The sequence below is a fragment of the Streptomyces sp. NPDC029526 genome, from assembly GCF_040637405.1.
Classification (GTDB): Bacteria; Actinomycetota; Actinomycetes; order Streptomycetales; family Streptomycetaceae; genus Streptomyces.
On record NZ_JBEZWE010000014.1, the window covers coordinates 47,853 to 74,102 of the forward strand.

General features: G+C 74.2%; 17 protein-coding genes and 1 pseudogene. 9 read left to right on the top strand and 9 right to left on the bottom strand.

All coding sequences use genetic code 11. The features are described 5' to 3' along the window. The first annotated feature begins 54 nt into the window (after positions 1-54). From AB0F01_RS24425 to AB0F01_RS24440, 4 genes are all read left to right on the top strand, one after another. Positions 55-756: a nucleotidyl transferase AbiEii/AbiGii toxin family protein gene (locus AB0F01_RS24425; protein WP_362099537.1), complete on the top strand. Its 702-nt coding sequence runs from the start codon at positions 55-57 to the stop codon at positions 754-756. 400 nt (positions 757-1,156) lie between these two features. Continuing rightward, positions 1,157-1,393: a hypothetical protein gene (locus tag AB0F01_RS24430; RefSeq protein ID WP_362099540.1), complete on the top strand. Its 237-nt coding sequence runs from the start codon at positions 1,157-1,159 to the stop codon at positions 1,391-1,393. Between the two features lie 80 nt (positions 1,394-1,473). After that, positions 1,474-1,983 (top strand): glutathione peroxidase, encoded by a 510-nt coding sequence (locus AB0F01_RS24435; RefSeq protein ID WP_362099543.1) that lies wholly within the window; start codon positions 1,474-1,476, stop codon positions 1,981-1,983. 585 nt (positions 1,984-2,568) lie between these two features. Continuing rightward, a complete protein-coding gene (locus AB0F01_RS24440; protein WP_362099546.1) occupies positions 2,569-3,426 on the top strand; it encodes a MerR family transcriptional regulator in 858 nt (285 codons plus the stop codon). Positions 3,427-3,752: 326 nt separating this feature from the next. Here the strand turns inward: AB0F01_RS24440 and AB0F01_RS24445 are convergent, their stop codons facing one another. From AB0F01_RS24445 to AB0F01_RS24455, 3 genes are all read right to left on the bottom strand, one after another. Continuing rightward, the gene (locus AB0F01_RS24445) at positions 3,753-3,944 is read right to left on the bottom strand and encodes a DUF397 domain-containing protein (protein WP_362099549.1); all 192 of its coding nucleotides are present in this window, start codon (positions 3,942-3,944) and stop codon (positions 3,753-3,755) included. A 406-nt stretch (positions 3,945-4,350) separates the two neighbouring features. After that, a complete protein-coding gene (locus AB0F01_RS24450; protein ID WP_362099552.1) occupies positions 4,351-5,208 on the bottom strand; it encodes a helix-turn-helix transcriptional regulator in 858 nt (285 codons plus the stop codon). Between the two features lie 541 nt (positions 5,209-5,749). Beyond that, a complete protein-coding gene (locus tag AB0F01_RS24455) occupies positions 5,750-6,508 on the bottom strand; it encodes a GPP34 family phosphoprotein (RefSeq protein WP_362099555.1) in 759 nt (252 codons plus the stop codon). Between the two features lie 237 nt (positions 6,509-6,745). Between AB0F01_RS24455 and AB0F01_RS24460 the strand changes: the two genes are divergently transcribed. Continuing rightward, positions 6,746-9,667 (top strand): D-alanyl-D-alanine carboxypeptidase, encoded by a 2,922-nt coding sequence (locus tag AB0F01_RS24460; RefSeq protein WP_362099558.1) that lies wholly within the window; start codon positions 6,746-6,748, stop codon positions 9,665-9,667. 602 nt (positions 9,668-10,269) lie between these two features. Further along, positions 10,270-11,964: an MFS transporter gene (locus AB0F01_RS24465; RefSeq protein WP_362099782.1), complete on the top strand. Its 1,695-nt coding sequence runs from the start codon at positions 10,270-10,272 to the stop codon at positions 11,962-11,964. Positions 11,965-12,121: 157 nt separating this feature from the next. Here AB0F01_RS24465 and AB0F01_RS24470 read toward each other — a convergent pair whose 3' ends face one another. From AB0F01_RS24470 to AB0F01_RS24485, 4 genes are all read right to left on the bottom strand, one after another. Then, positions 12,122-13,240, bottom strand: coding sequence for an ADP-ribosylglycohydrolase family protein (locus AB0F01_RS24470; protein WP_362099561.1), 1,119 nt, complete (start codon positions 13,238-13,240; stop codon positions 12,122-12,124). 356 nt (positions 13,241-13,596) lie between these two features. Then, a complete protein-coding gene (locus tag AB0F01_RS24475; RefSeq protein ID WP_362099564.1) occupies positions 13,597-14,172 on the bottom strand; it encodes a hypothetical protein in 576 nt (191 codons plus the stop codon). Positions 14,173-14,507: 335 nt separating this feature from the next. After that, positions 14,508-17,096, bottom strand: a complete 2,589-nt coding sequence (locus AB0F01_RS24480) for a bifunctional FO biosynthesis protein CofGH (protein ID WP_362099567.1) — start codon at positions 17,094-17,096, stop codon at positions 14,508-14,510. Positions 17,097-17,451: 355 nt separating this feature from the next. Next, entirely contained in the window at positions 17,452-18,312 is an 861-nt protein-coding gene (locus AB0F01_RS24485) for an LLM class F420-dependent oxidoreductase (protein ID WP_362099570.1), read from the bottom strand. 207 nt (positions 18,313-18,519) lie between these two features. Here AB0F01_RS24485 and AB0F01_RS24490 point away from each other — a divergent pair, with 207 nt between their 5' ends. The 3 genes from AB0F01_RS24490 to AB0F01_RS24500 all read left to right on the top strand — a co-directional run bounded on the left by AB0F01_RS24490 (position 18,520) and on the right by AB0F01_RS24500 (position 22,647). Continuing rightward, positions 18,520-18,912, top strand: a complete 393-nt coding sequence (locus AB0F01_RS24490; RefSeq protein WP_362099573.1) for a nitroreductase/quinone reductase family protein — start codon at positions 18,520-18,522, stop codon at positions 18,910-18,912. 370 nt (positions 18,913-19,282) lie between these two features. Continuing rightward, complete coding sequence (locus AB0F01_RS24495) at positions 19,283-22,240, top strand: BTAD domain-containing putative transcriptional regulator (RefSeq protein ID WP_362099576.1); 2,958 nt, start codon at positions 19,283-19,285, stop codon at positions 22,238-22,240. A 221-nt stretch (positions 22,241-22,461) separates the two neighbouring features. Continuing rightward, on the top strand, positions 22,462-22,647 hold the full coding sequence (locus tag AB0F01_RS24500) for a hypothetical protein (protein ID WP_362099579.1): 186 nt from the start codon (positions 22,462-22,464) through the stop codon (positions 22,645-22,647). A 447-nt stretch (positions 22,648-23,094) separates the two neighbouring features. On the opposite strand, the gene AB0F01_RS24505 is transcribed toward AB0F01_RS24500, so the two are convergent. Continuing rightward, a complete protein-coding gene (locus AB0F01_RS24505; protein ID WP_362099582.1) occupies positions 23,095-23,613 on the bottom strand; it encodes a hypothetical protein in 519 nt (172 codons plus the stop codon). A 197-nt stretch (positions 23,614-23,810) separates the two neighbouring features. Beyond that, positions 23,811-26,180: pseudogene (locus AB0F01_RS24510) on the bottom strand (serine/threonine-protein kinase). Positions 26,181-26,250: the final 70 nt, after the last annotated feature.

The window sequence follows — 26,250 nt, forward strand, 5'->3', positions numbered from 1 at the left end:
CCCGTCCGCCCCCGCCGCCCGATCCGGTCGGCGGGGGCGGACGATAATCGGGCCATGGCCTCTCCGGTAGTCAGGACGAACCCCGTGCACGAGCGGCTGCGCGCCGATGTCCTGGCGGTCGGGGCACCGTACGCGCTGGTCCTGGCCGGCGGGGACGCGGTGCGGGCGCACGGGCTGGTGGACCGCCTCACCGAGGGCGTCGACGTGGCGACCGAGCACCCGGCCGGGATGCCGGAGATCGTGGCCGGGGTGCGGGCCGGGCTGGAGGAGCGCGGCTGGACGGTCACCGTGGTGGAGGCCGACCCCCTCGGCGCCCGCCTGCTCGCCGGGGACCCCGCCACCGGCACGGAGTGCCGGGCCGACCTCCGCAAGGAAGCGCTGTGGCGGCCACCCGTGGAGACGGCGGCGGGGCCCACACTGTCCCTGGAGGACCTCGTCGGCACGACGGTGCGTGCGCTGGCGGGCCGGGGCCTGCCGCGCGACCTCATCGACGTGCACGCCGCCGCCCGGCGGTGGAGCCGACCGGACCTGGAGGAGCTGGGGCGCCGCCACGCCCCCGACACGTTCGACCTCGTCGACCTCCAGTCGCGCCTCACCGGCACGGACTGGCTCGACGACGCCGAGTTCCGCGCCCACGGCATCGACCAGCCGACGGCGGACGAGATCCGGCGCTGGGCCCAGGAATGGGCCGACGACATCGCCGAACGCCTGCTGGAGGGCGGGGACCCGCCGGAGGACCTGGTGGAAACGGACTGACTTCCGCAGGTGAGCGCCGCGGTCCGGTACGGGCCCGCCGGTCGGGCACGGTCGTATCTGTCCGGTACGGGCACACCGGTGGGGGACGGCCGCATCTTTCCGTACTGACGCTCCCTCCGCCGCGGACACTCCGTCCGGTCCGAGCCCACCGATCGTGCACCGGGACGCCGCTCTGACAGGTAGGGGCGGGCGCCAGGCCCGGGGCCGCTCGCCCTCGCGCCACCCGCCGTGCGCCACCCGCCCCGCGCTCCGCGTTCCGCCGCGGTCGGTGGCCTGTCGGACGTTGCCCCGGTGGTGCCAGCTCGTTGAGCCGTTGTGTGTGCCCGTCTCGCGGTGCACGTGGAACGCATTGCGGTGTGAGGTGTCGGTGCACGTCACCCCCGTCATGAAGTGAGCCGGCATGAACGAACAGCAGGAGCGGGAGACCGGGACCCGGTCCGCACGAGGTGTGCGCCGACGGCGGAGCGGGGTCATCCCGTTCCTTGTCGGGCTGGTGGCCGGGCTCGTGTTCTTCGGGTTCTTCCCCGGACTGCCGCACGTCATCGACGGGGGCGCCGTCCTCGTGTCACTGATCCTCGGGGCACTGACCCGGTGGGCCTGGCTCGCCCGGACCGACAGGTCCGTGAAGGGGCCGTGAGAGACAGGGCGCGTCCGGGAGCGTCCCGGGCGGTCGGTGCCGGGGCGTCGGGTGTCGGCGGCCGGGGCTAGCATCCGGGCATGACGACTGAATCGACGAACGGCAGCTCCCCCCTCGACGTGGAGATCGACGCGCTGAACGGCGGCTCCGCCGCGCTGACGCAGTACAGCGGGCAGGCCGTGCTGGTGGTGAACGTGGCTTCCAAGTGCGGGCTGACCCCGCAGTACGCCGGGCTGGAGCGGCTGCAGGAGCGGTTCGCCGGGCAGGGCTTCACCGTGCTCGGGGTGCCCTGCAACCAGTTCCTCGGGCAGGAGCCCGGCACTGCCGAGGAGATCGCGGAGTTCTGCTCGGCCACCTACGGGGTGACCTTCCCGATGACGGAGAAGGTCGAGGTCAACGGGGAGGGACGGCACCCCCTGTACGAGCGGCTGGTCGGCTTCGCCGACGCCGAGGGCCACAGTGGCGACATCCGCTGGAACTTCGAGAAGTTCCTGATCGGCCGGGACGGCAAGGTCGTCGCCCGGTTCTCGCCGCAGACCGAGCCGGAGTCGGCGGAGGTCGTGGCGGCGGTGGAGGGCGCCCTCGCGTGACCGCGAGGAGGTGACCGACGACGGGAACGGCTCCCGCCGACAACCGCCCGATGACCCACGGGCCAGCGCCACCGCCATCGCCACCGCACAGCGGCAGGTGCTCCGCCCGACGGTGGTGTCCCCCTACGACGTTGTTCCTCGACGACGGTGGTTCACCGACAGTGGTTCGCCGACGACGGTGGTTCACCGACAGTGGTTCGCCGACGACGAGGTGACCGCCGGTGCATGGCCGAGCCGGGACGGTTCATGCCGTACCGAGCCGAGCCGGACCGGTCCACGCCGAGCCAGGCCGGTCCATGCCTCGGCCGGGCCGGGCGTGCCGAACCGAGCCAGGCCGACCGAGCCAGGCCGCCCGAGCCAGGGGCGGCCCGACCGGGCCGTCCGTGCCGACGTGAGAGGCGCCCAGGTGGTCAGGCGCCCAAGCGCTGGTGACACCCGGGCGCCTGGCCACCGGTAACCCCTGGGCCCGGGCGGGCGGCCGGCGCCCCGCGGGTGTCCTTCCGGGCCGCGTTGACCTTGCCCCTGGGGCAGGCCACAGCGTGTGTGGTGCCGGGCGGACGGACCGTCCGGTGACGGAGGGAACCGGTGGACGAGGACCTGCTGAGCATCGGGGCGTTCGCGGCCCGGGCACGGCTGTCGGCCAAGGCGCTGCGCCTGTACGACCGGCTGGGGCTGCTGCCCCCGGCGCGGGTCGACGACCTGACCGGTTACCGGTACTACCGGGCCGGGCAGGTGGAGCGGGCCCGGCTGGTGGCGCTGCTGCGTCAGCTCGACATGCCGCTGGCGCGGATCGCCGAGGTCGTCGACGCGGGCGACGGTGCACGGGCGGCCGACCGGCTCGCCGCCTACTGGGCGGATGTCGAGACGCGGGTCGCCGGTCAGCGGACTCTCGCCGAGTACCTCCGTGGACGTTTGTCCGGAAGGAGCTCCGAGATGTACGGGAAGTTCGTGGTCGACACGGTGGACGTGCCCGAGCAGGTACTGATCACCGAGACGCGGCACACGCTGGCGGACGAGCTGCCGGCGTGGATCGGTGCCTCGCTGGACCGGCTGGTGGAGGCGGCCGGCGACTGCGGGGGCGTGACCGGCGCCCCGTTCGTCGCGTATCACGCCGAGGTGTCGGCGGAGAGCGACGGCCCCGCCGAGGCGTGCGTGCCGGTCTCCGACGAGGCAGCGGCCCGCCGGTGGGCGCAGGGCGCCGGTGCGGCCCGCGGGGCACGGGTGCGGGTGGAGCCCGCCCACCGGCTCGCCCGGACCCGGGTCACCAAGGCGCAGGTGGCGCACCCGCAGATCCTGGCCGCGTTCGAGGCGGTGGAGGAGTGGATGGCGGCCGAGGGGCTGTCGGCCTCGGGGCCGTGCAGGGAGGTGTACTTCGCGGACTGGGACGCGGCCGGTCCGCAGGATCCGGTGTGTGACGTCGCCTTTCCGGTGACGGGCCGCTGAGCGGCGGGCCCGGCCCGGTCACGGACGTCGGCCAACGGCGTCCGGTGACGGGCCGGGCCCTCTCGGCAAGGACGGCGGACTCGACGAGAGGGCTCCGTGCACCGGTGACGCCGCCCGGACGCGATCGGTACCGGTGGAGACGGGCGGTGCCGGTCGTGGTGGTGCCGGGTGCACCGCCGGCGCCGGGTACGACGGTCGGGTGCGTACCCGTGGTGAGGGTGCGTGCGGGCCTGGTACCGCGGGCGCCGCACTCCGGTGCTGTCACCGGGGCTTCCGGTGCCTCCGCAGAGGCCGGCGGCTCCTGTGACGGTGACTCCGGTGACCGGTCAGGGCTTCACCGAGGCGACGAAGGCGCTCCACGCGTCCGCCGGGAAGGCCAGCTTCGGGCCCTCGGGGATCTTGGTGTCCCCGAGTTCCAGCGCCGCCTCGGTGGTGGACCGCACCATCACGCAGGCACCGTTGTTGTTGGTGTAGGAGGACGTCTTCCACGCTTCCGTGGCGCCCAGACGAATAGCCATGATCGCTCCGTAGCCAGTTGCTGAGTTGCTGTCACCGGCCTGCGCGTTCCGGCATGGACCCGCAGAACGGATTGCGCCAACCCGTGGTGCTGATTGGCGTGATCGACGCTACTCGCCACCATCCTCTTTCGGAGCAGCCGTTCACTCGACCGGATGGCATATTCCGGAGGAGCAGGACAGGCAGGGAGGTCAGGCATGTATGATTCCGCCCCGCCGCTTCCCGGCACCGGCTCACCATCTGCTCGGCACCGGCCCGGCACCGGCCCGGCCTCGGCCCCGACACCGGCTCAGCGTCGGCTCGGCACCGGCCCGACCACAGCTCGGCTGCTGCCCAACACCGGGCTCGCGCCCGCCTGGTGGCCCGCTCCGCCCCCGTCCGGGCGCCCGGCGGACACTCACCAGGCGCTCAGCGGGCGTACTCCTTGGCGACGCGTTCCACCAGCTGACGGGACTGCTCGACGTTCAGCGACTGGGCCCGCAGGTGCTCGTACATCACGGTGTACTTCTGCACGTCGTGCGGCTTCTCCAGGTAGAGGTCGCTCGTCACGCCCTCGATGTAGACCACGCTCGAGTCGGCCGCGTCGGCGAACTCCAGGATGGAGTACTGGCCGTTGATGCCCGCGTGCGCGCCGACCTCGAAGGGGAGCACCTGCACGGTGACGTGCGGCAGCTGACTCAACTCCATGACGTGCTCCAGCTGTTCCCGCATGATCTGGCGGCTGCCGACGACCCGGTGCAGCGACGCCTCGTCGAGCACCACCCACAGCCGCAGCGGCTCCACGTCGGCGGTGATGCGGCTCTGCCGGCGCAGGCGCACCTCCACCCGCTTGTCGTTCTCCTGCTCGGTGGACTCGGGCGAACCGCCCTGGACGATCGCCTCCGCGTAGGCGCGGGTCTGCAACAGACCGGTGATGATCTGCGGTTCGTAGACGCGCAGCGACTCGGCGTCCGTCTCCAGGCCGATGTAGACGCTGTACGGGATGTCACCGAAGGCGTGCCACCAGCCCTGCTGGCGGGAGTCCTTGGCCATCTGCATCAGCGACTCGACGATGCGCTGGTCCTCCACCTCGTAGACCCCGCACAGATCGCGGACGTCGCGCTGGCTGATGCTGCGTCGGCCGTTCTCCAGGCGGCTGATCTTCGACTGCGACACCAGCAGCCGCTCGGCCACCTCCTCCGCCGTCATGCCCTTGAGCTCGCGGAGCCTGCGCAACTCCTGGCCCAGCCGGCGTCGCCTGACGGTGGGATTGACATTGGACGCCACGGGACGTGCACCTCCGGCTGTGTGCCTCGTACTTGCTCGTACTTGCCACTATGCGTATCTGCTGTTCAGCAGATTGCCACCAAGGTGCTTCCCGCCGCTGGGAAACGGGCGGATGTGCGACGGCTCCACACCCTCACTCCTCCATAGGGGTGCCGCACCGGGCGTCGGGTGACGGCGTGTTCGACACGGCCCGCGGGCCGGTTTCCGGCACGCCGGACGGGCGGAAGGGGCCCTCGCCCTCTCCGCCCACCCGGACAGCGGCTCCCGTGACCGGGTCTGCGACGGCCGCGGACGGACACGACGGACGCTGACGGACGCTGACGGACGCCGACAGACACACGGGCGGCGCGCGGCGCGGTGGCGGCCGTCGGCCGCGCCCCGGAGCAGCCGACGCCCGGTGCCTGTGCCTGCCGTTCGTGCCCGGAGAACCCTGGGTGCCGTGGACGGCTCGTACGTACGCGTGAGACGTGGCCGAGTGGCCGGAGTGGCCCCTGCGTCCGGGGACGCCGTTCGTCCGTTCGTCAGGGGCCACCGCGCGTCGTCAGTGGGCCACCACGCGGGTCATCGAACCGCGGCGCGGTTGGGTCGGCACGCCTCGGGCGGGCTCCGCCGTGCCCCTGCCGCCCGCACCGGGCTGCCGTGCGGCCGCCGATGCCGGGCTCCGGCGCGGCTGCGCGGCCACGCCGTTCTGGACGTCCATCACGGCGTGCGCCACGAGGCCGCCCATGGGGTCGTGCCGGATCAGGTCCCGCAACCGGGAACGCGAGGACCGTCCCTCGTTCCCCGGGTACAGGTGCTTGCCCAGGCCCACCGCGTGCGCCAGTGCGGCGAGTGCAGCGGTCCGCGGGTCCGGCGGCACGCCGGTCCGGATCGCGGAGTCCAGCCGGGCCCTGATCTCCCGGCTGATCTCGGTGTCCGTCGCCTGGTAGCGAGTCGTCGGCAGCACCCCGCACATCTGTCCCGCCACGGCATGCACCATGCCGCACCGCTCCAGATGCGAGAGGTACGTCTGGCGGAGCCCGAGTCGGGGCCCGCCTATCCAGTGGACGGCCCGTACCGGAGCGCCGCGCCTGCGCAGCAACTCCAACGCGCTGTCCAGTGTCGGATCTCCAGTCGGCCGTGGTACCACCACGGCGATACGATCCCCGTCTGGGGCTATCCGTCCGGCCAGCGCCAGCTCCACTAGCTGTGCTCCGGCCAGACCGAGGTCGAGCGACTGCGGCTGCGCAGTGGTACCCGTGGTCGGGTCCAGTGCGAGCAACAGAAGCTCCTCCGGAAGTGTTCTGCGGCTCCTGCCCATCCATGCCTCCCCGCGTGGATGTCTGACAGGGTGACCCCTCTCACATTGGTCTGTCGAGGGCACGTGACCGGTTCGTAAGGGAACCGGTAGGTATGTCGTCCTCGTCTACCACGTGGGGCAGGCCCGCACACAGGACACTGGTACATGGTTCGGACAGCACGGTGGAGCGCTGTCGCGGGCGGCGGTTCACGGTTCGGTTGGCGCACGCACGGCGTGCGGCACATGGAGGAGGCATCGGTGGCGGGCGAGTCCCCCGACAGGTCGAAGCAGCGTGCGTCGTCGGAAGAACCGACGCCGGGGAGCGCGGGTCCGGTTCCCGAGGCCAGGAGTGAGGCGGACGGTTCCGCCGAGAAGCGCGACCCCCGGCTGGCAATGACGCGGGAGCCCTCGTCGTCCGCGTCCGGCACCTCCGCCGAGGGGTCGGGCGCATCGGGTTCGTCGAACGCGTCGAACGCGTCTGGCTCGTCGGGCTCGTCGGCACGGGGCGGGGTCGACACGGCCACCCGCGTGCTGTCGGTGGGCGAGGCGCGGGACGAGGAGGACGAGGAGCCGGCGGCGGATGTCGAGGACTCCACCGCCCACCGGGACTCCCCCGAGGACGCGGACGACGCCGGCGACACGCGTGACCGCGACGGCAGCGACGGCAGCGACAGCGGCGCCGACGAACGGGACGACTCCGCCGCGGCCGGTGACGACCGGCTGCGCGAGGCCGTGGCCGCGTGGGTGCGCACGGCGGACCAGGACCAGAACCAGGACCAGGAGACCTCCGGGAGCGGCGCCTCTTCCGAGGGCGACGACGAGGCCGACGGCCGGACCGCCGGAACCGCCGGAGCTTCGGAGGTCTCGGCCGACGGCGAGGCCGCATCCCCTGCGGACACCGACACCGAAGCGGACGACACGGACACTGCGGGCACCACGGGTGAGGCAGCCATCGCGGACACCGCGCACGCCGCGGGCACCGGCACCGGCGCCTCGGCACAGGAAAAGCCCTCGACGACCTCGGAGCGCTCCCCGGCGACGGAGTCCCCCGAGCCCCAGAAGCCCCTGGACGGCGCTGCCGCCGACGAGACCCACGCCGACGAGGTCTCGTCCCCCGAGGACGCCCCGGAGGCTGCCACAACCGCTTCCACGGCCTCCACGCCCGAGAAGACCGCCGAGGCCGAGGGCGAGACCGACGCCGAGACCGACGCCGAGGCGGACGCCGACACCCGCGAAGCGGCGACCGGTGACAGCGATGTCGCGCCGACGATGCCCGGCGGCGGAGCTGCCGACAGCGGCAAGGCCGACGGCAGCAAGGGCGACGGCGGCAAGACCGACGGCACCCAGGGCGACGGCGGCAAGGGCGACGATGTGCCCGCCGGCGAAGAGCGCACCGCGTCCGAGGACACCGGTCGTGAGACCTCACGTCCCGTCGATCAGCCCACGGCCGTGTTCCGTACGCCTCGGCGCTCCACGCCCCGCGTCGACCAGCCCACCACCATGCTCAAGCTGGGCGACGCGGCCACCGCGCCCGCCGAGGACGACGGAGACGGCAAGCCCGGCGAGGCCGGTAAGGCCGACAAGGCCGGTAAGACCGCCGGAGCCGGGCAGGTCCCGGAGGGTGAGAAGGACGAGAAGGGCGGCCGGGACGGGGACCGCGCCGCCGGCCAGGAGAACGCGTCCGACGCGTCCCCCGCCGACCCTTCCGCCGAATCCCCGGCGGAGCGCACCAGCAAGTTCGTCGCGCTCAAGCCGCTCGACGACCCCAGCACCCGCAAGCCGCCCGTCACGGACGCCACGACCGCCCTGCGGACCGTGACGCCGGCCGCGGCGCCCTCCGAGCCCACGTCCACGCTCCCGCAGGTGGGCCCGGAGCGGACCACGCAGCAGCCGCTGCCGCCGAAGCCGCCGCTGGACCTGCTGGCCGAGCTGACCAACACCCCGCCACCGCCGGAGACGCCGCTGCGGACCGCCGTGCGGCGGGTGAAGATCTGGACGCCGCTGGTCCTGCTGCTGGTGATCGCGTTCGCAGTCGTACAGAACATGCGTCCGCTGCCCGAGCCGACGCTCGCACTGACCGCGAAGGACGACTTCACCTTCGAGGGCGGCAAGGTCGACATCCCCTGGCCGGCCGACGGACAGGCGGCGCTGGACGTGCAGGGCATCGGCTCGTTCGGGTCCTCCGGTGAGCAGAAGCCGGTGCCGATCGCCAGTGTCGCCAAGGTCATGACGGCGTACGTGATCCTGCGCGACCACCCGCTCAAGAGCGGCGCGCAGGGCCCGATGATCAAGATCGACGACGCGGCGGAGAAGCAGTCCGACGCCGGACAGGAGTCCACCGTCGACGTCACCGCCGGGGACGAGATCTCCCAGCGGGAGGCGTTGGAGAGCATCCTGATCGCGTCCGCGAACAACGTGGCGCGTCTGCTCGCACGGTGGGACGCGGGCTCGGAGAAGGCGTTCGTGGACAAGATGAACGCCGCCGCCGAGGACCTCGGCATGACCAACACGACGTACACCGACCCCTCGGGCCTGAACAACACGACCGTCTCCACTGCCGTGGACCAGGTGAAGCTGGGCAAGGCCGCGATGAAGCAGCCCGCCTTCCGCGAGGTGGCGGCGATGATGTCGTACGACGACTACAAGGGGGTCAACCACTCCAACTGGAACCAGCTGGTGGGCCACAACAACGTCGTCGGCATCAAGACCGGCACCACCACCTCCGCCCTCGGCAACCTGCTGTTCGCGGCGAAGAAGGACGTCGACGGCGAGATGCGCACCATCGTGGGCGCGGTGGTCCGGCAGCCCGCCGGGGGGAAGGACAACACCATCCTGAGCGCGGCGCTGACCGCGGGCGACGAGCTGATCCGGGCCGCGCAGGGCGTGCTGGAGTCGGCGACCATCCTGAAGAAGGGCGAGGTCGTCGGGTACGTGGACGACGGGCTCGGCGGCCGTACGCCGGTCGCGGTGACCGAGGACGTGAAGGCCGTGGGCTGGGCCGGGCTGTCGGTGGAGCTGACGTTCGCCGCCGACGAGGTGCCGCACCAGGCGAAGGCGGGGACCAAGGTCGGCTCGCTGACCGTGGGGGACGGCACGAGCAGTGCCGTCAAGGTGCCGGTCGCCCTCCAGGAGGATCTCGTGGAGCCCGGTTTCACCGCCAAGCTGACGCGTCTCGCCTGATCGGCCCGGCCGACGGCGGGACGCGGGCTCGCCCCGTCCGCCGGCCGTCCTCCACCGCGGGGGACGGCCGGCGGGGTGCGTGCTAGCGTCACGAATCGGGCAGGTCGCCGGTTCCCGGAGCACGGTGGTGGACACCACGTCGGACGGGACACTGCCGCGAACAGAAGACGGGACACGGGGAGTGCCTACAGGTGGCCACTGCGGAGCCGACACGCGCCGACGACGCCGATCCGAGCCCGGCCTCGGGTGCGCGAATACCCGCGCCCGGACCACCTCACCGCCCGGCGGGCCGGCCCGCCCCCGGGCGTGGGACCGGTACCGGGACCGAACCCGGTGTTCCGGCCGACGACGCCCCGGGCCGCGCCCCCGGGCCTGAGACCGGCCCCTCGGCCCCTTCCGCCACCGGCACCTCGGCCACCGCCCCCTCCGCCACCGGCACCTCCGCCGCTGCGGACCTGAACCCGGAACCCGACCCGGACCCGGACCCGGGCCCCGACCCGGACCTGAACCCCGACCCCGACCCCGACCCGACCCCGGCTTCCCCTCCCGCACACCCCGACGGCTCCCGTCTGCCGCGTCCGGTGCGGGCCGTGCGGGCGCGGATGCTGCGGCATCCGGTGCTGTCCGTCACGGGGCTCGCCGGGGTGCTGCACATCGTCTGGTTCTTCACCTTCGCCAACAGCGGCGGCGACCTCGCGGCCCAGGACGCCTGGGCCGAGTTCGTCGGCCGTCATCCGGACCAGGCGTACAACCTGGCCTGGTACGGCGGCATGCACCCGGTGTCGTACAGCGTGGTGTCCCCGTATCTGATGTCCCTCCTCGGGGTGCGGACGACGATGATGATCGCGGGGACCGTGTCGGCGGGCCTGCTGACGCTGGTGCTGATGCGCAGCAGGAGCGTGCGCAACCCCCTGTGGGCGGCGCTGGCCGGGGTGTTCGCGCTGCTGTGCAACGCGGCCTCGGGGCGGGTCACGTACGGCCTGGGCACGATGTTCGCGCTGGGCGCGGTCGCCGTCGTCTTCTGCTGGCCGTACCGCTGGCGCTACAAACGCTGGGCCAAGGCGCTGTGCGCGGCACCGCTGGCGGCGCTGGCGACCATGGCGTCGCCGGTGGCGGGTCTGTTCGTGGGGCTGGTGGCGGTGGCGCTGTTCCTGCAGAAGCGCCGGCCGGGGGCGTGGGCGCTGGGGCTGGCGCCGACCGCGGTGGTGGCGCTGTCGGCCTGGCTGTTCCCGTTCTCCGGCACCCAGCCGATGGGGTTCGGCTCGGTGGTCCTGCCGCTGCTCTACTCGCTCCTGGTGGTGTTCCTGGTGCCCCGGGAGTGGCGGACGGTGCGGATCACGGCCGGGGTCTACGGGCTGGGCGTGGTGCTGGTCTGGCTGATCAGTTCGCAGATCGGGTCCAACATGACGCGGCTGGCGATGCTGTTCGCGGGCGTGGTGCTGGTGGCGGCGCTGCCGTTCGCGGTGCCCCGGAGCCGCAAGTGGTACGCCATCGTCATCGCGTTCGTCGGCTTCACGGTGTGGATCGGGTTCAAGTCGGTCGACGACGTCGTGAACACCACCCCGGCGGCGTCCTGGGCGCGGGAGCTGGCCCCGCTGGTGAACGAGTTGCAGGAGGTCGGCGCCGAGCGCGGCCGGGTGGAGGTCGTCCCGGCCCGTTCGCACCGCGAGGCGTCCGCGCTCGCCCCGTACGTCAACCTGGCGCGGGGCTGGAACCGGCAGGCCGACATGGAGCGCAACCCGCTGTTCTACGACGACACCCTCAACTCGGCGAACTACCACGAGTGGCTGAAGCGCTGGGCCGTGCACTACGTGGTGCTGCCCAAGGACAAGCCGGACGGGGACGGCGGCGAGCGGGAGCGGGAGCTGGTGCAGCGCGGGCTGCCCTACCTGACGCAGGTGTGGGGCGACGCGAACTGGCAGCTGTTCGAGGTGGTGGACCCGACCCCGCTGGCCGGGCCGGACGCGGTCGTCGAGCGGGCCGAGCAGGGCGCGATGACGATCCGGGTGGAGAAGGCGGGGCGGGTGCTCATCCGCGTCCCGCACTCGCCGTGGCTGAGTCTGGTCGACGCCGAGGGCACGGCGCTGGAGCCGCCCCGGGAGACCGAGGAGTCCGAGAACCGTCCGGAGGGCGAGCCGGCGACGTACGAGAACGTCAACGGCTGCCTGATGGAAACGGAGGAGGACGCCAACGGCGACGTGTGGACGGTGCTGCTGGCACCGGAGCCCGGCACCTACCGGCTGGCGGCGCCGTACAAGTGGTCGCGGGGGACGCCGTGCCCGGAGGAACTGCGCTGACCGGCACCGACCGGGCGGTCCCCCGGCCACTCCCAGGTGCCCTCCGGTCCCGCCCGGCCCGTCCAGCCCGGTCCGTCCGGCCCGCCCGGCCCGCCCAACCCGGCCATCCAGCCCGCCCAGCCCGGCCCGTCCGGCCCGCCCGGCCGGTTCACGGCGCTCAGACCGCCCGCGGGTAGCGGGCCAGCCAGGCGGCGGAGGAGACGGTGGGGCTGTGCAGGGCGGCGCCCTGGGTCATCTCCATGGCGAAGTCGTCGGCGAGTTCCAGGACCGTGGGGCGGCCCTCCAGCTCGGCGAGCCAGGCCGGGGGCAGGGCCGTCTCGCCGTGCAGGGCGCCCAGCAGTCCGCCGGTGAGGGCCCCCGTGACGGCGCTGGGCCCGTCCTGGTTGACGGCGAGGCACAGGCCGTGGCGCACGTCCTCGGCGACCAGGGCGCAGTAGACGGCGGCGGCGACCAGTTCCGCCGCCGTGCCGGTGCCGCTCAGCCGGGAGACGCGCTCCGGGGTGGGCATGCCCTGCCGGACCGCGCCCAGGGCCTGCTGGAGGGCGTCCGTGACGGTGGCGTGGCCGGGCAGGGCCGACAGCAGGGCGAGGGCGCTCTGCACGGCCGCGTCCGGGTTCTCGCCCCGGGCCAGCGCGTGCACGGTCACCGCGTACGCGCCCGCGGCGAGGCAGGCGTCGGGGTGGCCGTGGGTCTGCGCCGCGCACTCGACGGCGAGCTGGGCGACCAGGTTCGGCTCCCAGCCGACGAGCAGCCCGAAGGGCGCGGACCGGGCGGCGGCCTCCGGGCCGGGATCGCCGGGGTTCTTGGGCGCCTCGGGGGTGCCCATGGTGTCGTCGCCGAGGCCCAGCAGCAGGGCCCGGGCGGGGTCCCGGCGGGCGTAGAGCCATTCCTCGCGGGCCAGCCAGCCGTCGTCCTTGCGGCGCTCGTCGGGGCCCCAGTCGCGCTGCGTGGTGGCCCAGCGCAGGTACGCCCGGTGCAGGTCGGTGGGCGGGTGCCAGGCACCGGTGTCGCGGCGCACCTGGGCGCGGATCAGCCCGTCCACGGAGAACAGGGTGAGCTGCGTGAGGTGGGTGACGGCGCCGCGGCGGCCGTAGGCGGTACCGAGGTCGACGACCCCGGCGGCACCGTGCGCCTCGCGGATGGCGTCGGTGGTGAGGGTCGCCACGGGCGCGCCCAGCGCGTCGCCGAGGGCCACGCCGAGCAGGGTTCCGCGCACCCGGCTGCGGAAGTCCTGCTGTTCGCGGCGCCCCCACACGGGCCCGGTCGTCGCACCCACCCAGACCTCCCAGGACACCGTGCACACGTACGACGCCAGCACTGTAATCGAACGGGGACGGGCGGCTCGCGGGCGCGGAACGGTATGGCCCGGCTGGCCCGAGTGGTCGCGGCTGTGCCCGTCCGGCCGGTTTGCGGCGGGCCGGGCGGGCCGCCGCCGCGGCCTGCCGGGGCGACAGCGGGAGCGCGGACGGACGCGGCGGTGCGGCAGGGCGGAGGCACCGGAGTACGGAGTTGCGGAAGTACCGAGCTACGGAGGTACCGAATTACGGAGGTACCGAGCTACGGAAGTACCGAGCTACCGACGTGCGGAAGTGCGGCTGCGTGACGCTACGGCGTGCTGCCGGTGCCGTGCGGCTACTCGACCACCCGTACGGTGGTCCCGGCCGTGCCGAAGGCCCACAGGGCGGTGCCGTCCTCCTTGGCGACGCGGATGCCGCCGGTCTTGGCACCCGGCTCCGCGGGCGGCGGGGACGAGCCGTCGACGGCGTTGGAGAACGCTATGGAGACGCCTGCCTGGGCGGCGAAGTACATGATGTGCTCGACCTGGACCCCGTCGCTGCCGGTGGTGGCCTCGGTGCGGGTGCCGATCGTGTAGCTGCCGGGCTTCGGGTCGACCGTTCCCGGCCAGACGGGGAAGGTGCGGCGGGCGGCGTCACTGGCGTCGACCAGCCACACGCGCTTCAGGCCGAGGGAGTAGACGACGCGGCGTCCGGTGCCGGAGTCGGCCGGTACGGCCTCCGGGTTCTTCTCCTTCGGGGAGGCGGACGGCTTCGGGTCGTCGGCCGTCGCGGACGCGCTGGGGGCGCTCGTGGCGGCGGCGGGCCTCGGCTTGGGGCCCTGGTCCGCCTGCACCGCGAGGACGGCCACCACGGCCAGCGCACCCGCGGTCAGCCCGGTCACCCAGGCCCACGAGGGAAGACGGGCAGGCAACGGTACGCATCTCCTCGGTCGGCGGAGTTCCGGCCCCCGAAACCGGAGGTCGGATCATCCTACTGCCCGTTTCCGGACCCCTTCGGCCCGTCCCCTCCGAGCCTCCGTCCTGTCCCCTCCAGGCCCGTCCGCCCGTCCCCTCCGAGCCCCCTCGGCCCGCCCCCTCCGGGCCCGTCCGTCCGTCCCTCCGAGCCCCCGGCTTCGCCCCCTCCGAGCCCTTCGGCCCGCGTCCGGGCTCGCTCGTCCCGGCCGGAGGCGGCCCCCGCTCGCGCGGCCCCGCGGACCCGGTCCTCCGCCGCTCTCCCGCCTGCCGCCGCCGGGCGCCCGTCCGCCGCTCAGTCCAGCACCGGCAGCAGTTCCGGCAGGTGGCCGTCGGAGGCCTCCGCCGCGCGCCGGCGCTCCTCGGGGACCTCCCCGTAGAGCGTGGTGCGCGGCTTCGCCGGGCGGCCGGCCGCCTCGGCCACGGCGACCAGGTCCTTCACGGACTTGTACGAGCCGTACGAGGAGCCCGCCATCCGGGAGATGGTCTCCTCCATCAGCGTGCCGCCGAGGTCGTTCGCGCCGGAGCGGAGCATCTCGGCCGCGCCCTCCGCGCCGAGCTTCACCCAGCTCGTCTGGATGTTGGGGATGTGCGGGTGGAGCAGCAGCCGGGCCATCGCGGTGACCGCGCGGTTGTCGCGGACCGTGGGGCCGGGCCGGGCGATGCCGGCCAGGTAGACGGGGGCGTTGGTGTGCACGAAGGGCAGGGTGACGAACTCGGTGAAGCCGCCCGTCTCCTGCTGGATGCGGGCCAGGGTGCGCAGGTGGCCGAGCCAGTGGCGGGGCTGGTCGACGTGGCCGTACATCATCGTCGAGGAGGAACGGATGCCCAGCTCGTGGGCGGTGGTGACGACCTCGATCCAGGTCGCGGCGGGCAGTTTGCCCTTGGTCAGGATCCAGCGGACCTCGTCGTCGAGGATCTCGGCGGCGGTGCCCGGGATGGTGTCCAGGCCGGCCTCCTTCGCCGCCGTCAGCCACTCGCGGATCGACATCCCGGTGCGGGTCGCGCCGTTGACGACCTCCATCGGGGAGAAGGCGTGCACGTGCATGCCGGGGACGCGTGCGCGCACCGCCCGCGCGATGTCGAAGTAGGCGGTGCCGGGCAGGTCCGGGTGGATGCCGCCCTGCATGCAGACCTCGACCGCGCCGACGTCCCACGCCTGCTGGGCGCGGTCGGCGACCTGGTCCAGGGAGAGGGTGTAGGCGTCGGCGTCGGTGCGGCGCTGGGCGAAGGCGCAGAAACGGCAGCCGGTGTAACAGACGTTGGTGAAGTTGATGTTGCGGGTGACGATGTAGGTGACGTCGTCGCCGACGGCTGCCTTGCGCACGTCGTCCGCGATGCGGCACAGCGCGTCCAGGGCCGGGCCGTCGGCGTGCAGCAGGGCCAGCGCCTCGGCGTCGGTGAGGCGGGTCGGGTCGTCGGCGGCGGTGTTCAGCGCGGCCCGCACGTCGGTGTCGACGCGTTCGGGCACCAGCCCGGGGGCGGCGGCCTCGCGCAGGGCCTCCCAGTCCCCGTACACCTCGTCGAAGTCGGCGCGTCGGTCGCCGGTGCGGCCCTCGGTGTCGATGGTGCGGTGCAGGTCGGTGCGGCCGGTGGCGGTGAACGCCTCGTCCGGCTCCTGCCAGGGCAGGCCGCGGGGCACCGCGTCCGGGCGGGCGAGGCCGGTGTCCGGGTCGGCGAGCGCGGCCACGTGCGGGCGCAGCCGGGGGTCCAGCCAGGGTTCCCCGCGGCGGACGAACTCCGGGTAGACGCAGAGGCGTTCGCGCAGTTCGAACCCGGCCGCGCGGGACGTCTCGGCCAGTTCGTCGATCCGGGGCCAGGGCCGCTCGGGGTTGACGTGGTCGATGGTCAGCGGGGAGACCCCGCCCCAGTCGTCGATGCCGGCCGCGATGAGCCGCCCGTACTCCGAGTCCACCAGGTTCGGCGGGGCCTGGATGCAGGCGGACGGGCCGAGGACGTGCCGGGCCACGGCGACGGTGGCGACCAGGGCGTCGAGTTCCGCGTCCGGCATGCCGCGCATCGCGGTGTCCGGCTTGGCGCGGAAGTTCTGGATGATCAGTTCCTGGATGCCGTGGTGGGCCCGGGAGATCCTGCGCAGCGCGAACAGGGAGTCCGCGCGCTCCTCGTAGGTCTCGCCGATGCCGATCAGGATGCCGGAGGTGAAGGGGACGGAGGAGCGTCCCGCGTCCTCCAGCACCCGCAGCCGCACGGCCGGCTCCTTGTCCGGGGAGCCGTGGTGGGGGCCGCCCGGCTCGGACCACAGGCGGGTCGCGGTGGTCTCCAGCATCATGCCCATCGAGGGCGCCACCGGCTTCAGGCGCTGGAGGTCGGTCCAGGTCAGCACGCCCGGGTTGAGGTGCGGCAGGAGGCCGGTCTCCTCCAGGATGCGCACCGACATGGCGCGGACGTAGGCGAGGGTGTCGTCGTAGCCGTGCGCGTCGAGCCACTCGCGCGCCTCGGGCCAGCGGTCCTCGGGCTTGTCGCCGAGGGTGATGAGGGCTTCCTTGCAGCCGAGGGCGGCGCCCTTGCGGGCGACGTCCAGCACCTCGTCCGGCGACATGAACATCCCGTGCCCGGCCCGCCGCAGCTTGCCGGGGACGGTGACGAACGTGCAGTAGTGGCACTTGTCCCGGCACAGCCGGGTCAGCGGCAGGAAGACGCTCTTGGAGTAGGTGATGACGCCGGGCCGTCCGGCCGCCTCCAGGCCGGCGTCGCGCACCCGGGCGGCCGAGGCGGACAGGTCCTCCAGGTCGGCGCCACGGGCCTGCAGCAGCACGGCCGCCTCGGACACGTCCAGGGAGACGCCGTCCCGGGCCCGCTTCAGTGCGCGCCGCATGGAGTTCGCGGTCGGGCCGCCGGTTCCGGAGGTCACGGAAGTCGTCATCCTTTGAGCATACGTTCGGGGTGATCAGGCGGGACGGCGGCCGCTACGCCCACCGTCCGGGCACGGTCCGGGGACGCCGGGAGCACGACACCGCCCCTCCGGGAGCCGCCCCGGCCGGCCGGGACCGCCCCTCCGGGGGCCGCCCCGACCGGCCGGGACGGGCCGGTCGGGGCGGCGGGCACCGCGCGCGACCGTCCGCCCTGCCCGGAGGGCACCGCCGGGTCCGTACGGCGGACGCCCGCCAGTCCCGTAGGTGCGCGCCCGCCGGTCCCCTGCGGGGTGCGCCCGCCCTGGCTCCGGGCGGGCCGGCCCCCGCACTTCCCGGCAGGCCGCCACCGCTCCTTCCGAGCAGCCGTCACCCCGCGGTCCCGTCGACGAACGGCTGGACGGTGTCGAGGGCCCGCAGCACCTCGGACTCGCCCTCGGACGGCAGCTGCACGACGGTCTCCTCGATGCCCAGCTCGGCGTAGTGCGCCAGCTTGCCCGGGGTCGGGTGGACGGCGTAGGGCACCACCTGGAGGGCCTCGGGGTCACGGCCCGCGTCGGCCCAGACGGTCCGCAGGGCGGGCAGCGCCTCGGACAGGCCGCGTCCGCCGATCGGCAGCCAGCCGTCGGCGTACTCGCAGATGTGCGCGAACAGCTTCGGCCCGGCACCGCCCCCGACCAGGGTGCGCGGCCCCACCACCGGCCCGCGCGGCTTCTGCACCGGCTTGGGGTGCGCGAAGCTGGCCCGGACGCTGGCGAACTCGCCCTCGTAGGAGGTCGGTTCCTCGGACCACAGGGAGCGCATCAGGCCCATCCGGTCGCGCACCAGATCACGCCGGGTGCGCCAGTCGACGCCGTGGTCGGCGGCCTCCTCCACGTTCCAGCCGAAGCCGACGCCGAGCGTGAACCGGCCGCCGGAGAGGTGGTCCAGGGTGGCGATCTGCTTGGCCAGGTCGATCGGGTCGTGCTGGGCGGCCAGCGTGATGCCCGTGCCGACGCCCAGCCGCTCGGTGACGGCCGCCGCCTGGCCGAGGGCGACGAAGGGGTCGAGCGTGCGGCCGTACTCGCGGGGCAGTTCGCCGCCCGCCGGGTAGGGGGTGGTCCGCTCGACGGGGATGTGGGTGTGCTCGGGCAGGTACAGCCCGGCGAATCCGCGCTGTTCCAGCTCGCGCGCGAGCCGGACGGGAGTGATCGTCTCGTCGGTGAGGAAGATCGTGACGGCGATGCGCATGGGCGGCCTTTCGTACGCGGACGACTCCCCATCCATACCGGGGGCCGGGCCGACCTGTCCATACCGACCGGTCGGACAGGACGTTTCCGGACGCGCCGCCCGCCGCCGGCACCCCCGCGGGTGCCCGGACCCGTCAGGCGTCCCCGCGCGTGGCGGGAACCCGCCGGTGCGCGCCCACCGGCCGCGGACCGCCGGTAACCTCGCCGGATGACGTCCCGAGCCGCCCGCAGGTACCGGATCGCCACCGCGTTCCAGCGCCGGATCAACCCCGTCATGCGCCGTATGCCGCTCCAGACGCTGCTGGAGACCACCGGCCGGGTCTCCGGACTGCCCCGCACCACCCCGGTGGGCGGCCGGCGCGCCGGGGACGCGTTCTGGCTGGTGTCGGAGTTCGGCGAGCGGTCCCAGTACGTCCGCAACATCAAGGCCGACCCCCGCGTGCGGGTACGCCTGCGGGGTCGCTGGCACACCGGCACCGCCGTGCTGCTGCCCGACGACGACCCCAGGGCCCGGCTGCGCCGCCTGCCCCGCCTCAACGGCGTCGCCGTGCGGGCGTTCGGCGCGCAGCTGCTGACGGTGCGGATCGACCTCGACGACTGAGGCGGACGCGACGGGCCGGGACGAGGGCCGGGGGGCCAGAGGTCGCGGATCAGAGGCTGAGGACCAATGGCCGGGAATCAGAAGCCGGGAATGAGAGGGCCGGGGGCGGGGGTCGGTCAGGGGTCGGGGGAGCGTGCGGGCGGTACGGAGCCTCCGCCTCCGGGACGTCCCTGACGGGTAGTCATCTAACGGCCCCGGCAACCGGATCGAGCCGCCCGGGGGTGACACCACGGCGCGAGTGCACGCAGAAGGCTGTAAAGACCTTGTGAACCAGGACGCGGCGCCGTGTGATCGGCGTCTCCCACGGCTGACGCATCCGCCGTGTGCAAGGCAAACTGGCGTGGTGGCTCAGTGACAATGGGGGGACTGCATGGACGGTGTGCCGCGAGTGCCGGAGCAGCGGCGGCCCGACTCCCCGGCGGAGTCCGCGGCGCTGCGGTTCTGCGTGCTCGGCCCGGTGCGCGCCCGGCGCGGTGACGAGCCCGTCGCCACCGGTTCGCCGCAGCAACGCGCGCTGCTCGCCGCCCTGTTGCTGCGCGAGGGCCGCACGGCCACGGCGGCCGAGCTGATCGACGCGGTGTGGGGCGAGGAACCGCCCTCCCAGGCACTGGCGGCGCTGCGCACCTACGCCTCCCGCCTGCGCAAGGTCCTGGACCCCGGGGTCCTGCTGAGCGAGTCCGGCGGGTACGCGGTGCGGCTTCCGTCCGACGGCGCGCTGGACCTCGTCGTCGCGCAGGAACTGGCCGCCGAGGCGGAGAAGGCGCGGGCCGCCGGGGACCTGTGCGCGGCGCGCGCGACCCTGGACCGGGCCCTCGGCCTGTGGGACGGCGAGGCACTGGCCGGGGTGCCGGGTCCCCACGCGGAGACCCAGCGGGTGCGGCTGGAGGAGTGGCGGCTCCAACTCCTGGAGACGCGGCTGGACATGGACCTGGAGCAGGGCTGCCATGCGGAAGCCGTCTCGGAGTTGACCGCGCTGACCGCCGCCCACCCGTTGCGCGAACGGCTGCGGGAGCTGCTGATGCTGGCGCTGTACCGCAGCGGGCGCCAGGCGGAGGCACTGGCCGTGTACGCCGACACGCGGCGGCTGCTGGCCGAGGAACTGGGCGTGGACCCGCGGCCGGGCCTCCAGGACCTCCAGCAGCGCATCCTCCGTGCGGACCCGCACCTGGCGGAGCCGTCCTCCCCGGCACCCGAGCCGACGGCCCCGGCCCCGGTGCGGCCGGCGCAACTCCCGGCGACCGTGCCCGACTTCACCGGACGTGCGTTCTTCGTGCGCGAACTCGGCGAGACCCTCGCCTCGGCCGAGGGCCGGGTGATGGCGGTCTCCGCGCTGGCCGGGATCGGGGGCGTCGGCAAGACGACCCTCGCCGTGCACGTGGCGCACCGTGCCCGCCCCGCCTTCCCGGACGGGCAGCTCTACGTGGACCTCCAGGGGGCCGGTGCCCGGGCCGCGGAGCCGGAGACCGTCCTCGGCTCGTTCCTGCGCGCGCTGGGCACCCCGGACTCGGCGATCCCCGACTCGCTGGAGGACCGGGCGGCGCTGTACCGCTCGGCGCTGGACGGCCGCCGGGTGCTGGTGCTGCTGGACAACGCGCGCGACGCCGCCCAGGTGCGCCCGCTGCTGCCGGGCACGGAGGGCTGTGCGGCCCTGGTCACCTCCCGGGTGCGGATGGTGGACCTGGCCGGGGCCCATCTGGTGGACCTGGACGTGATGTCTCCGGACGAGGCGCTGACCCTGTTCACCCGGATCGTCGGCGAGGAGCGGGTGGCGTCGGAGCGGGAGGCCGCGCTGGACGTGGTGGCCGCCTGCGGTTTCCTGCCGCTGGCCATCCGGATCGCGGCCTCCCGGCTGGCGGCGCGCCGCACCTGGACCGTGTCGGTGCTGGCGGCCAAGCTGGCCGACGAGCGCCGCCGGCTGGACGAGTTGCAGGCCGGGGACCTGGCGGTGAAGGCGACCTTCGAGCTGGGCTACGGCCAGCTGGAGCCGGCCCAGGCCCGCGCCTTCCGTCTGCTGGGTCTGGCCGACGGGCCCGACCTGTCGCTGGCGGCGGCAGCGGCGGTGCTGGACCTCCCGGCGGACGACACGGAGGACCTGCTGGAGTCCCTGGTGGACACCTCCCTGCTGGAGTCGGCCGCGCCGGGCCGCTACCGCTTCCACGACCTGGTGCGGCTCTACGCGCGTGCCTGCGCGGAGCGCGACGAGCTGCCGCCGAGCGAACGGGAGGGCGCGCTGTCCCGCCTGCTCGACTTCACGCTGGCGACGACGGCGGGGGTGTACGCGGCCGAGCGTCCGGGCGACCGGCTGGTGGACCACCTCGCGCCGACCGCCCACCCGGGGCTGACCTTCCCGGACCGCGAGCGGGCGCGGGACTGGCTGTACACGGAGGCGAACTGCCTGCTGGCGCTGGCCCGTCAGTCGGCGTCCCGCCCGGACACGCTCGACCGGGCGGCCGACCTGCTGTGGGCGGCGCTCGACATCTCGGAGTCGGGGGCCAACCCGCGCGAGTACGCGGCGACGGCCGAGGTGCTGCTGGAGGCGGCGCACCGGTCCGGCGGGCCCCGGGTGCGGGCGCGGGCCCTGATGACACTGGCCCACGCACACGTGGACGGCGGCCGGTTCGACCGGGCCGACGAGGAGGCCGGGCACGTGATCCGGCTGGCCGAGGAGGCCGACGACCTGCTCGCGGCGTCCTGGGCGCGCAACGCACGCGGCATCATCGCGCTGTACCAGGGCCGCAACGAGGACGGCGAGGAGCATCTCTCGTACGCCATCGAGCACTTCCGCACCCTGGGCGACCGCCCCGGTGAGGCCAGCGCCCTGTGCAACCTCTCCCGGATCCACCTCGCCACCGGCCGCATCGACAGCGCGGTGGCCCTGGCCGAGCAGGGCATCGCGATCTACGACGCGATGGGCAACTCCATGCGGGGCGCGAACGGGCGGTACGCCCTGGGCATGGCGCTCACCCGCAGCGGCGGCCTCGACGAGGCGGCGGACCGGCTCGTCGAGGCCCTCGAGGTGTTCCGGGAGAGCCGGCAGCGGCTGTGGGAGGGCATGACCCTGTTCCGGCTGGCCGAGGTGGACATCGCGGCCCGGCGGTTCGGCCAGGCCGCCAGCAACGCGGAGATGGCCCTGACGGTGCTGCGCGGCATCGGCGGGGAGTGGCGGCGCGGCAACGTGCTCACCGTGCTGGGGCACGCCCTGACGGGCGCGGGCCAGACCGGCCGCGCCGAGGTGTGCTGGCGCGACGCCCTGCGCATCTACGAGGAGCTGGGCGCGTCCGAGGCGGCCACGGTGCGCGAACTCCTGGACCGTGTACCGGCCGTGTGACAAACCGGCTCGCCGTTCATCATTCGTTTATCGCCCGGCGCCATGCTGGGTTCCGGTCGATCCGGCGCGTCGGGGGGCAGGCGGGTCGACCGGAGAGGGGCCGCACCCCTTCTGGGGGGAAGGGGCGGCGGCCCGGTGGGCCCGCCCGGGCGTCCTCGGGGGAATGTCCGGACGGGCCCTCGCCGACCACCGCACGACACACCGACGCAAGGGAGCACCGCATGAGCGACGAGCAGGACGTCAAGCCGCAGGACATGCACGCCACCGGGGGGACCGAGCCGGCGCCCGTGACCGGCGACAAGCCCGGCCAGGGGCAGGCCGGCACGGAGGACATGCACGCCACCTCCGAGCCCTTGGAGACCAAGGACATGCACGCCACGTCGGAGCCGTTCAAGCCGGTCCGGTAACCATCTCGGCACGGGGGCGGGACGCGGCGGCCGGAGGGGGGCCGCCGCGTCCCGCTGCCGTGCCTGGGGCACGGACGAGGGGTGGCAGGTCCGCGTGACCTGCCACCCCTCCCGCGTGCCCGGCACCCGTCCGCCCGCCTCGTGTGCGGGGAGCGACGGGTCCGGTGACGGCTCACGACGGCCAAGTCCGGGAAAGAGAACCCCCGTTGCACAGCCCCCGTCGCGAAGTCCCGGTTTCGAAGCCCCCGTCGACGCGCACGGCGCCGCGTCTGCGCCCGCGCCGGCGGCGCGGCGCGGCCGGGCGTCCACGGGCGTCCACGGGCGTCCATCGGGCACCCCGACGGATCACCGTCGGGTCCGGTCGGCCGACGGCGGACACGCGCGAAACGCGTCCCGGACCCGGTGGTCCGGAACGCGTTCCCGTACGGAGGGCCGGGCCGCCGCGGCTCAGCGGGTGGCCGGCGCCGCCGTGGGGTCGAGGTCGCAGCGGGCGACGAGCTTGGCTCGCCGGGGGGCGGCGTCGATCCAGACCTTCACGGTGACGCTGTCCTCGCCGGGCACGGCGACATCCTGTTCCACGGTGGTGATGCCGGTGCCGTCACGCTCCTGGAAGGTGAGGCGGACGGTGAAGGTGCCGTGGTCGAGGTTGGGGTTGGTGACCCGGACGTTCGCGTACCGGACCTTCTTCGACGCACAGTTCAGCAGTTCCGTGTCGGCCATGACCAGGGACTCGGAGGTGGCGTTTCCGCCGCTCGTACCGCTGGAGCCGGAATCGGCGCCCGTGCCGGAGCCGTAGGTGTCGTCGTCGTCATCGTCGTCGTCGTAGTCGCGGTGGTGGCTGCCGCCGGACGTCGAGGAGGAGTCGTGGTTCTGCGAGGAACTGCTGCAGCCACCGCCGCCGTCGCCACCACCCCTGCCACGTCCCGTCGAGAAGCCCGTCAGGGCGAGGACGACCAGGACGGACACGGCAGTGAGTCTGAGTGTGTTCCCCCGAAAACGCATGTCCCGCACGTTACTGACACGGTGTCACGGTCATGTCACCGACCCTCGACCGTCCCGTCATCGGGCTCCGCACCCGAAGGGAGCAACGGCCCGCACCCGAGGGGCGCACCGCCCGCGCCCGCCGGGCGGACGGGGACCGGCCGCGCCCGCCCGGCGGGGCGTCACGTCGTGCGGGCCGTGCCGGTGCCCTTCTCCGCGTCCAGCGCGTACACGCAGCGGTCCTTGCTGCAGGCGTACACCACACCGTCCCGGACCACCGGGGAACCGGTGATCTCGCCGCCGGTGGCCAGCTTCCACCGCAGCCGGCCGTCGTCGGCCTTCAGCGTGTAGAGGAGGTGGTCGGTGGACCCGAAGTGGATGCGCCCCTCGGCCACGGCCGGGGCGCCCACGATGTCCCCGCCCGACTGGAAGCGCCACTTGGGCGTGCCGGTGACGGCGTCCAGGGTGTAGAGGCCCTTGCCGCTGCCGACGTGGACGTGACCAGCGGCGACCAGGACCGGCTCGACGGAGGCGCGGGCCTCGGTGGCGATGCGCCAGCGGTCGCGGCCGTCGGTGGCGTCGAGGGCGTAGACCGTGCCGAGGTAGTCGGCCAGGTAGACGCCGCCGCCCGTGACCGCCGGCCCGGGGACGAAGGCGGGCGGGCAGAGGAAGACCGCCGGGGCCTCGAAGTGCCAGCGCACATGACCGCCCGCGACGTCCAGGGCGAGCACCCGCGTCCCGGCGGAGACGTAGACGTAGCCGTCGGGGGCCTGGGTGACGCGGACCGGGACGCCCCCGCAGGAGGCCGCGTCACCGATCGGGTAGGACCAGCGCTCCTCGCCGGTGCGGGCGTCGAGGGCGCGCAGCCGGGCGTCCTGCCAGACGTAGACCGTGCCGTCGTGCAGGTCGGGGCCCGCCTCCGGGGTCTCGAAGTCGGTCTGGCAGCCGGTGATCTCCCACAGCTTCTGCCCGGTGGACGCCTCCCAGCCCTGCGCGCCGCCGCCCCGGGTGCCGGTGACGACGGTGCCCCGCTCGGCCCGCAGCGAGTACACTCAGGCGTCGGTGGACAGCCGCCACAGGTCGCCGCCCTCGCGAGCGTCGAGGGCGAAGAGGGTGGGACCGTCGGAGGCGTGGATGCGGCCGTCGGCGACGGCCATGGACCAGGCGACGTCCCGGGTCTTGAAGCGGCGACGGCCAGTGGCCACGTCCAGGGCGTGCACCTCGAAGGAGGTCACGTAGACGAGGTCGCCGTCGACGGACGGGGTGCCCCACACGTCGTTGGACATCCGGAACCGCCACGGCCGCCAGCCGCTGGGCTGCTCCGGGGCCGCCGGGGCGGGCGGCACGGCGGGGTCGGCGCCGTTGACGCCGGGGCGCGGCTTGGCCCAGGAGGCGGCGAGGGCGGCCTCGGGCGGGGGCGCCGTCACGGCGGCGGCCCGCACGTCGGCGACCCTCGGCCCGGGGCCGATGGGCACGGCCGCGCCCGCCAGCCGCACCGGTCCGGTGCCGGCGGCCGGTGCCCCCACCGGCGCGGGCCGGGACGGGGGCGGCGGCGGGACGACCGGGTCGTGCGGCGGCGGGGGCGGAGGCGGCGGCACCGCGGGCCGGGCAGGACCGGCACCGCGCCCGGTGCCGTGGGCGGGCCGGGGGGACGGACGGCCGCCGCGGCGGGTCTCGATCAGGTGCACCGCCCGCTCGGGCAGCCAGGCGGACGCCGTCCCGCTGTCGTCGGTGCCGGAGCCGAACAGGTGCGGGGCGAGCTGCGCCTGGAGGTCGGCGGGGTTGGGGCGGGCCGTGGCCTCCATCTGCATGCACGACTCGATCAGCGGGCGCAGCTCGTCCGGCAGGCCGTCGAGGTCCGGGCCCTCGCGCAGCAGCATGAATACGGTCTCGACCGGGTTGGCGCCGTGGAAGGGCGGGTGCCCGGTGGCCGCGAAGACCAGCATCGAGCCGAGCGAAAACACGTCACTCGCCCCGGTGACGCTGCGGGAGTCCTTGGCCTGCTCGGGCGACATGTAGGCGGGGGTGCCGACGGCGACGTTCGTCATCGTCAAACGGGTGTTCGAGACGCCGGACGCGATGCCGAAGTCGATCACCCTCGGGCCGTCCTCGACGACGAGGACGTTGGACGGCTTGAGGTCGCGGTGGACGAGTCCGGCGCCGTGGATGGACTGCAGCGCCTCGGCCACCCCGGCCGCCAGCCAGCGCACCGCCTGGGGCGGGAGGGGCCCGCACTCGTTCACTATCTCCTCGAGGGAGGGCGCGGGGACGTAGGCGGTGGCCAGCCACGGCACGGCGGCCCGGGGATCGGCGTCCACCACGGCCGCGGTGTAGAAGCCGGAGACCGCGCGGGCCGCCTCCACCTCGCGTGTGAAGCGGACCCGGAACAGCTGGTCCTCGGCCAGCTCGGTCCGGACCGTCTTGATCGCCACCCGCCGCCCGGACGCCGAGCGCGCGAGGTAGACCAGTCCCATGCCACCGGCACCCAGCCGTCCCAGCACCTCGAACGGCCCGATACGCCGCGGATCGTGCTGCGTCAGCTGATCCACCACTTGCCTGCCACCTCCCCGTACGAGTCGCGCCACCGCCTGTGCACGCGACCGAAGTGCAGCGTCTCACCAC

Excerpts from the sequence above, each read along its gene's own strand:
- AB0F01_RS24465 (WP_362099782.1), top strand. The coding sequence starts at position 10,270 with ATGCTGCGGCATCCGGTGCTGTCCGTCACGGGGCTCGCCGGGGTGCTG.
- AB0F01_RS24435 (WP_362099543.1), top strand. The coding sequence starts at position 1,474 with ATGACGACTGAATCGACGAACGGCAGCTCCCCCCTCGACGTGGAGATC.
- AB0F01_RS24495 (WP_362099576.1), top strand. The coding sequence starts at position 19,283 with ATGGACGGTGTGCCGCGAGTGCCGGAGCAGCGGCGGCCCGACTCCCCG.
- AB0F01_RS24485 (WP_362099570.1), bottom strand. The coding sequence starts at position 18,312 with ATGCGCATCGCCGTCACGATCTTCCTCACCGACGAGACGATCACTCCC.
- AB0F01_RS24455 (WP_362099555.1), bottom strand. The coding sequence starts at position 6,508 with ATGGGCAGGAGCCGCAGAACACTTCCGGAGGAGCTTCTGTTGCTCGCA.
- AB0F01_RS24500 (WP_362099579.1), top strand. The coding sequence starts at position 22,462 with ATGAGCGACGAGCAGGACGTCAAGCCGCAGGACATGCACGCCACCGGG.
- AB0F01_RS24430 (WP_362099540.1), top strand. The coding sequence starts at position 1,157 with ATGAACGAACAGCAGGAGCGGGAGACCGGGACCCGGTCCGCACGAGGT.
- AB0F01_RS24480 (WP_362099567.1), bottom strand. The coding sequence starts at position 17,096 with ATGACGACTTCCGTGACCTCCGGAACCGGCGGCCCGACCGCGAACTCC.
- AB0F01_RS24445 (WP_362099549.1), bottom strand. The coding sequence starts at position 3,944 with ATGGCTATTCGTCTGGGCGCCACGGAAGCGTGGAAGACGTCCTCCTAC.
- AB0F01_RS24425 (WP_362099537.1), top strand. The coding sequence starts at position 55 with ATGGCCTCTCCGGTAGTCAGGACGAACCCCGTGCACGAGCGGCTGCGC.
- AB0F01_RS24490 (WP_362099573.1), top strand. The coding sequence starts at position 18,520 with ATGACGTCCCGAGCCGCCCGCAGGTACCGGATCGCCACCGCGTTCCAG.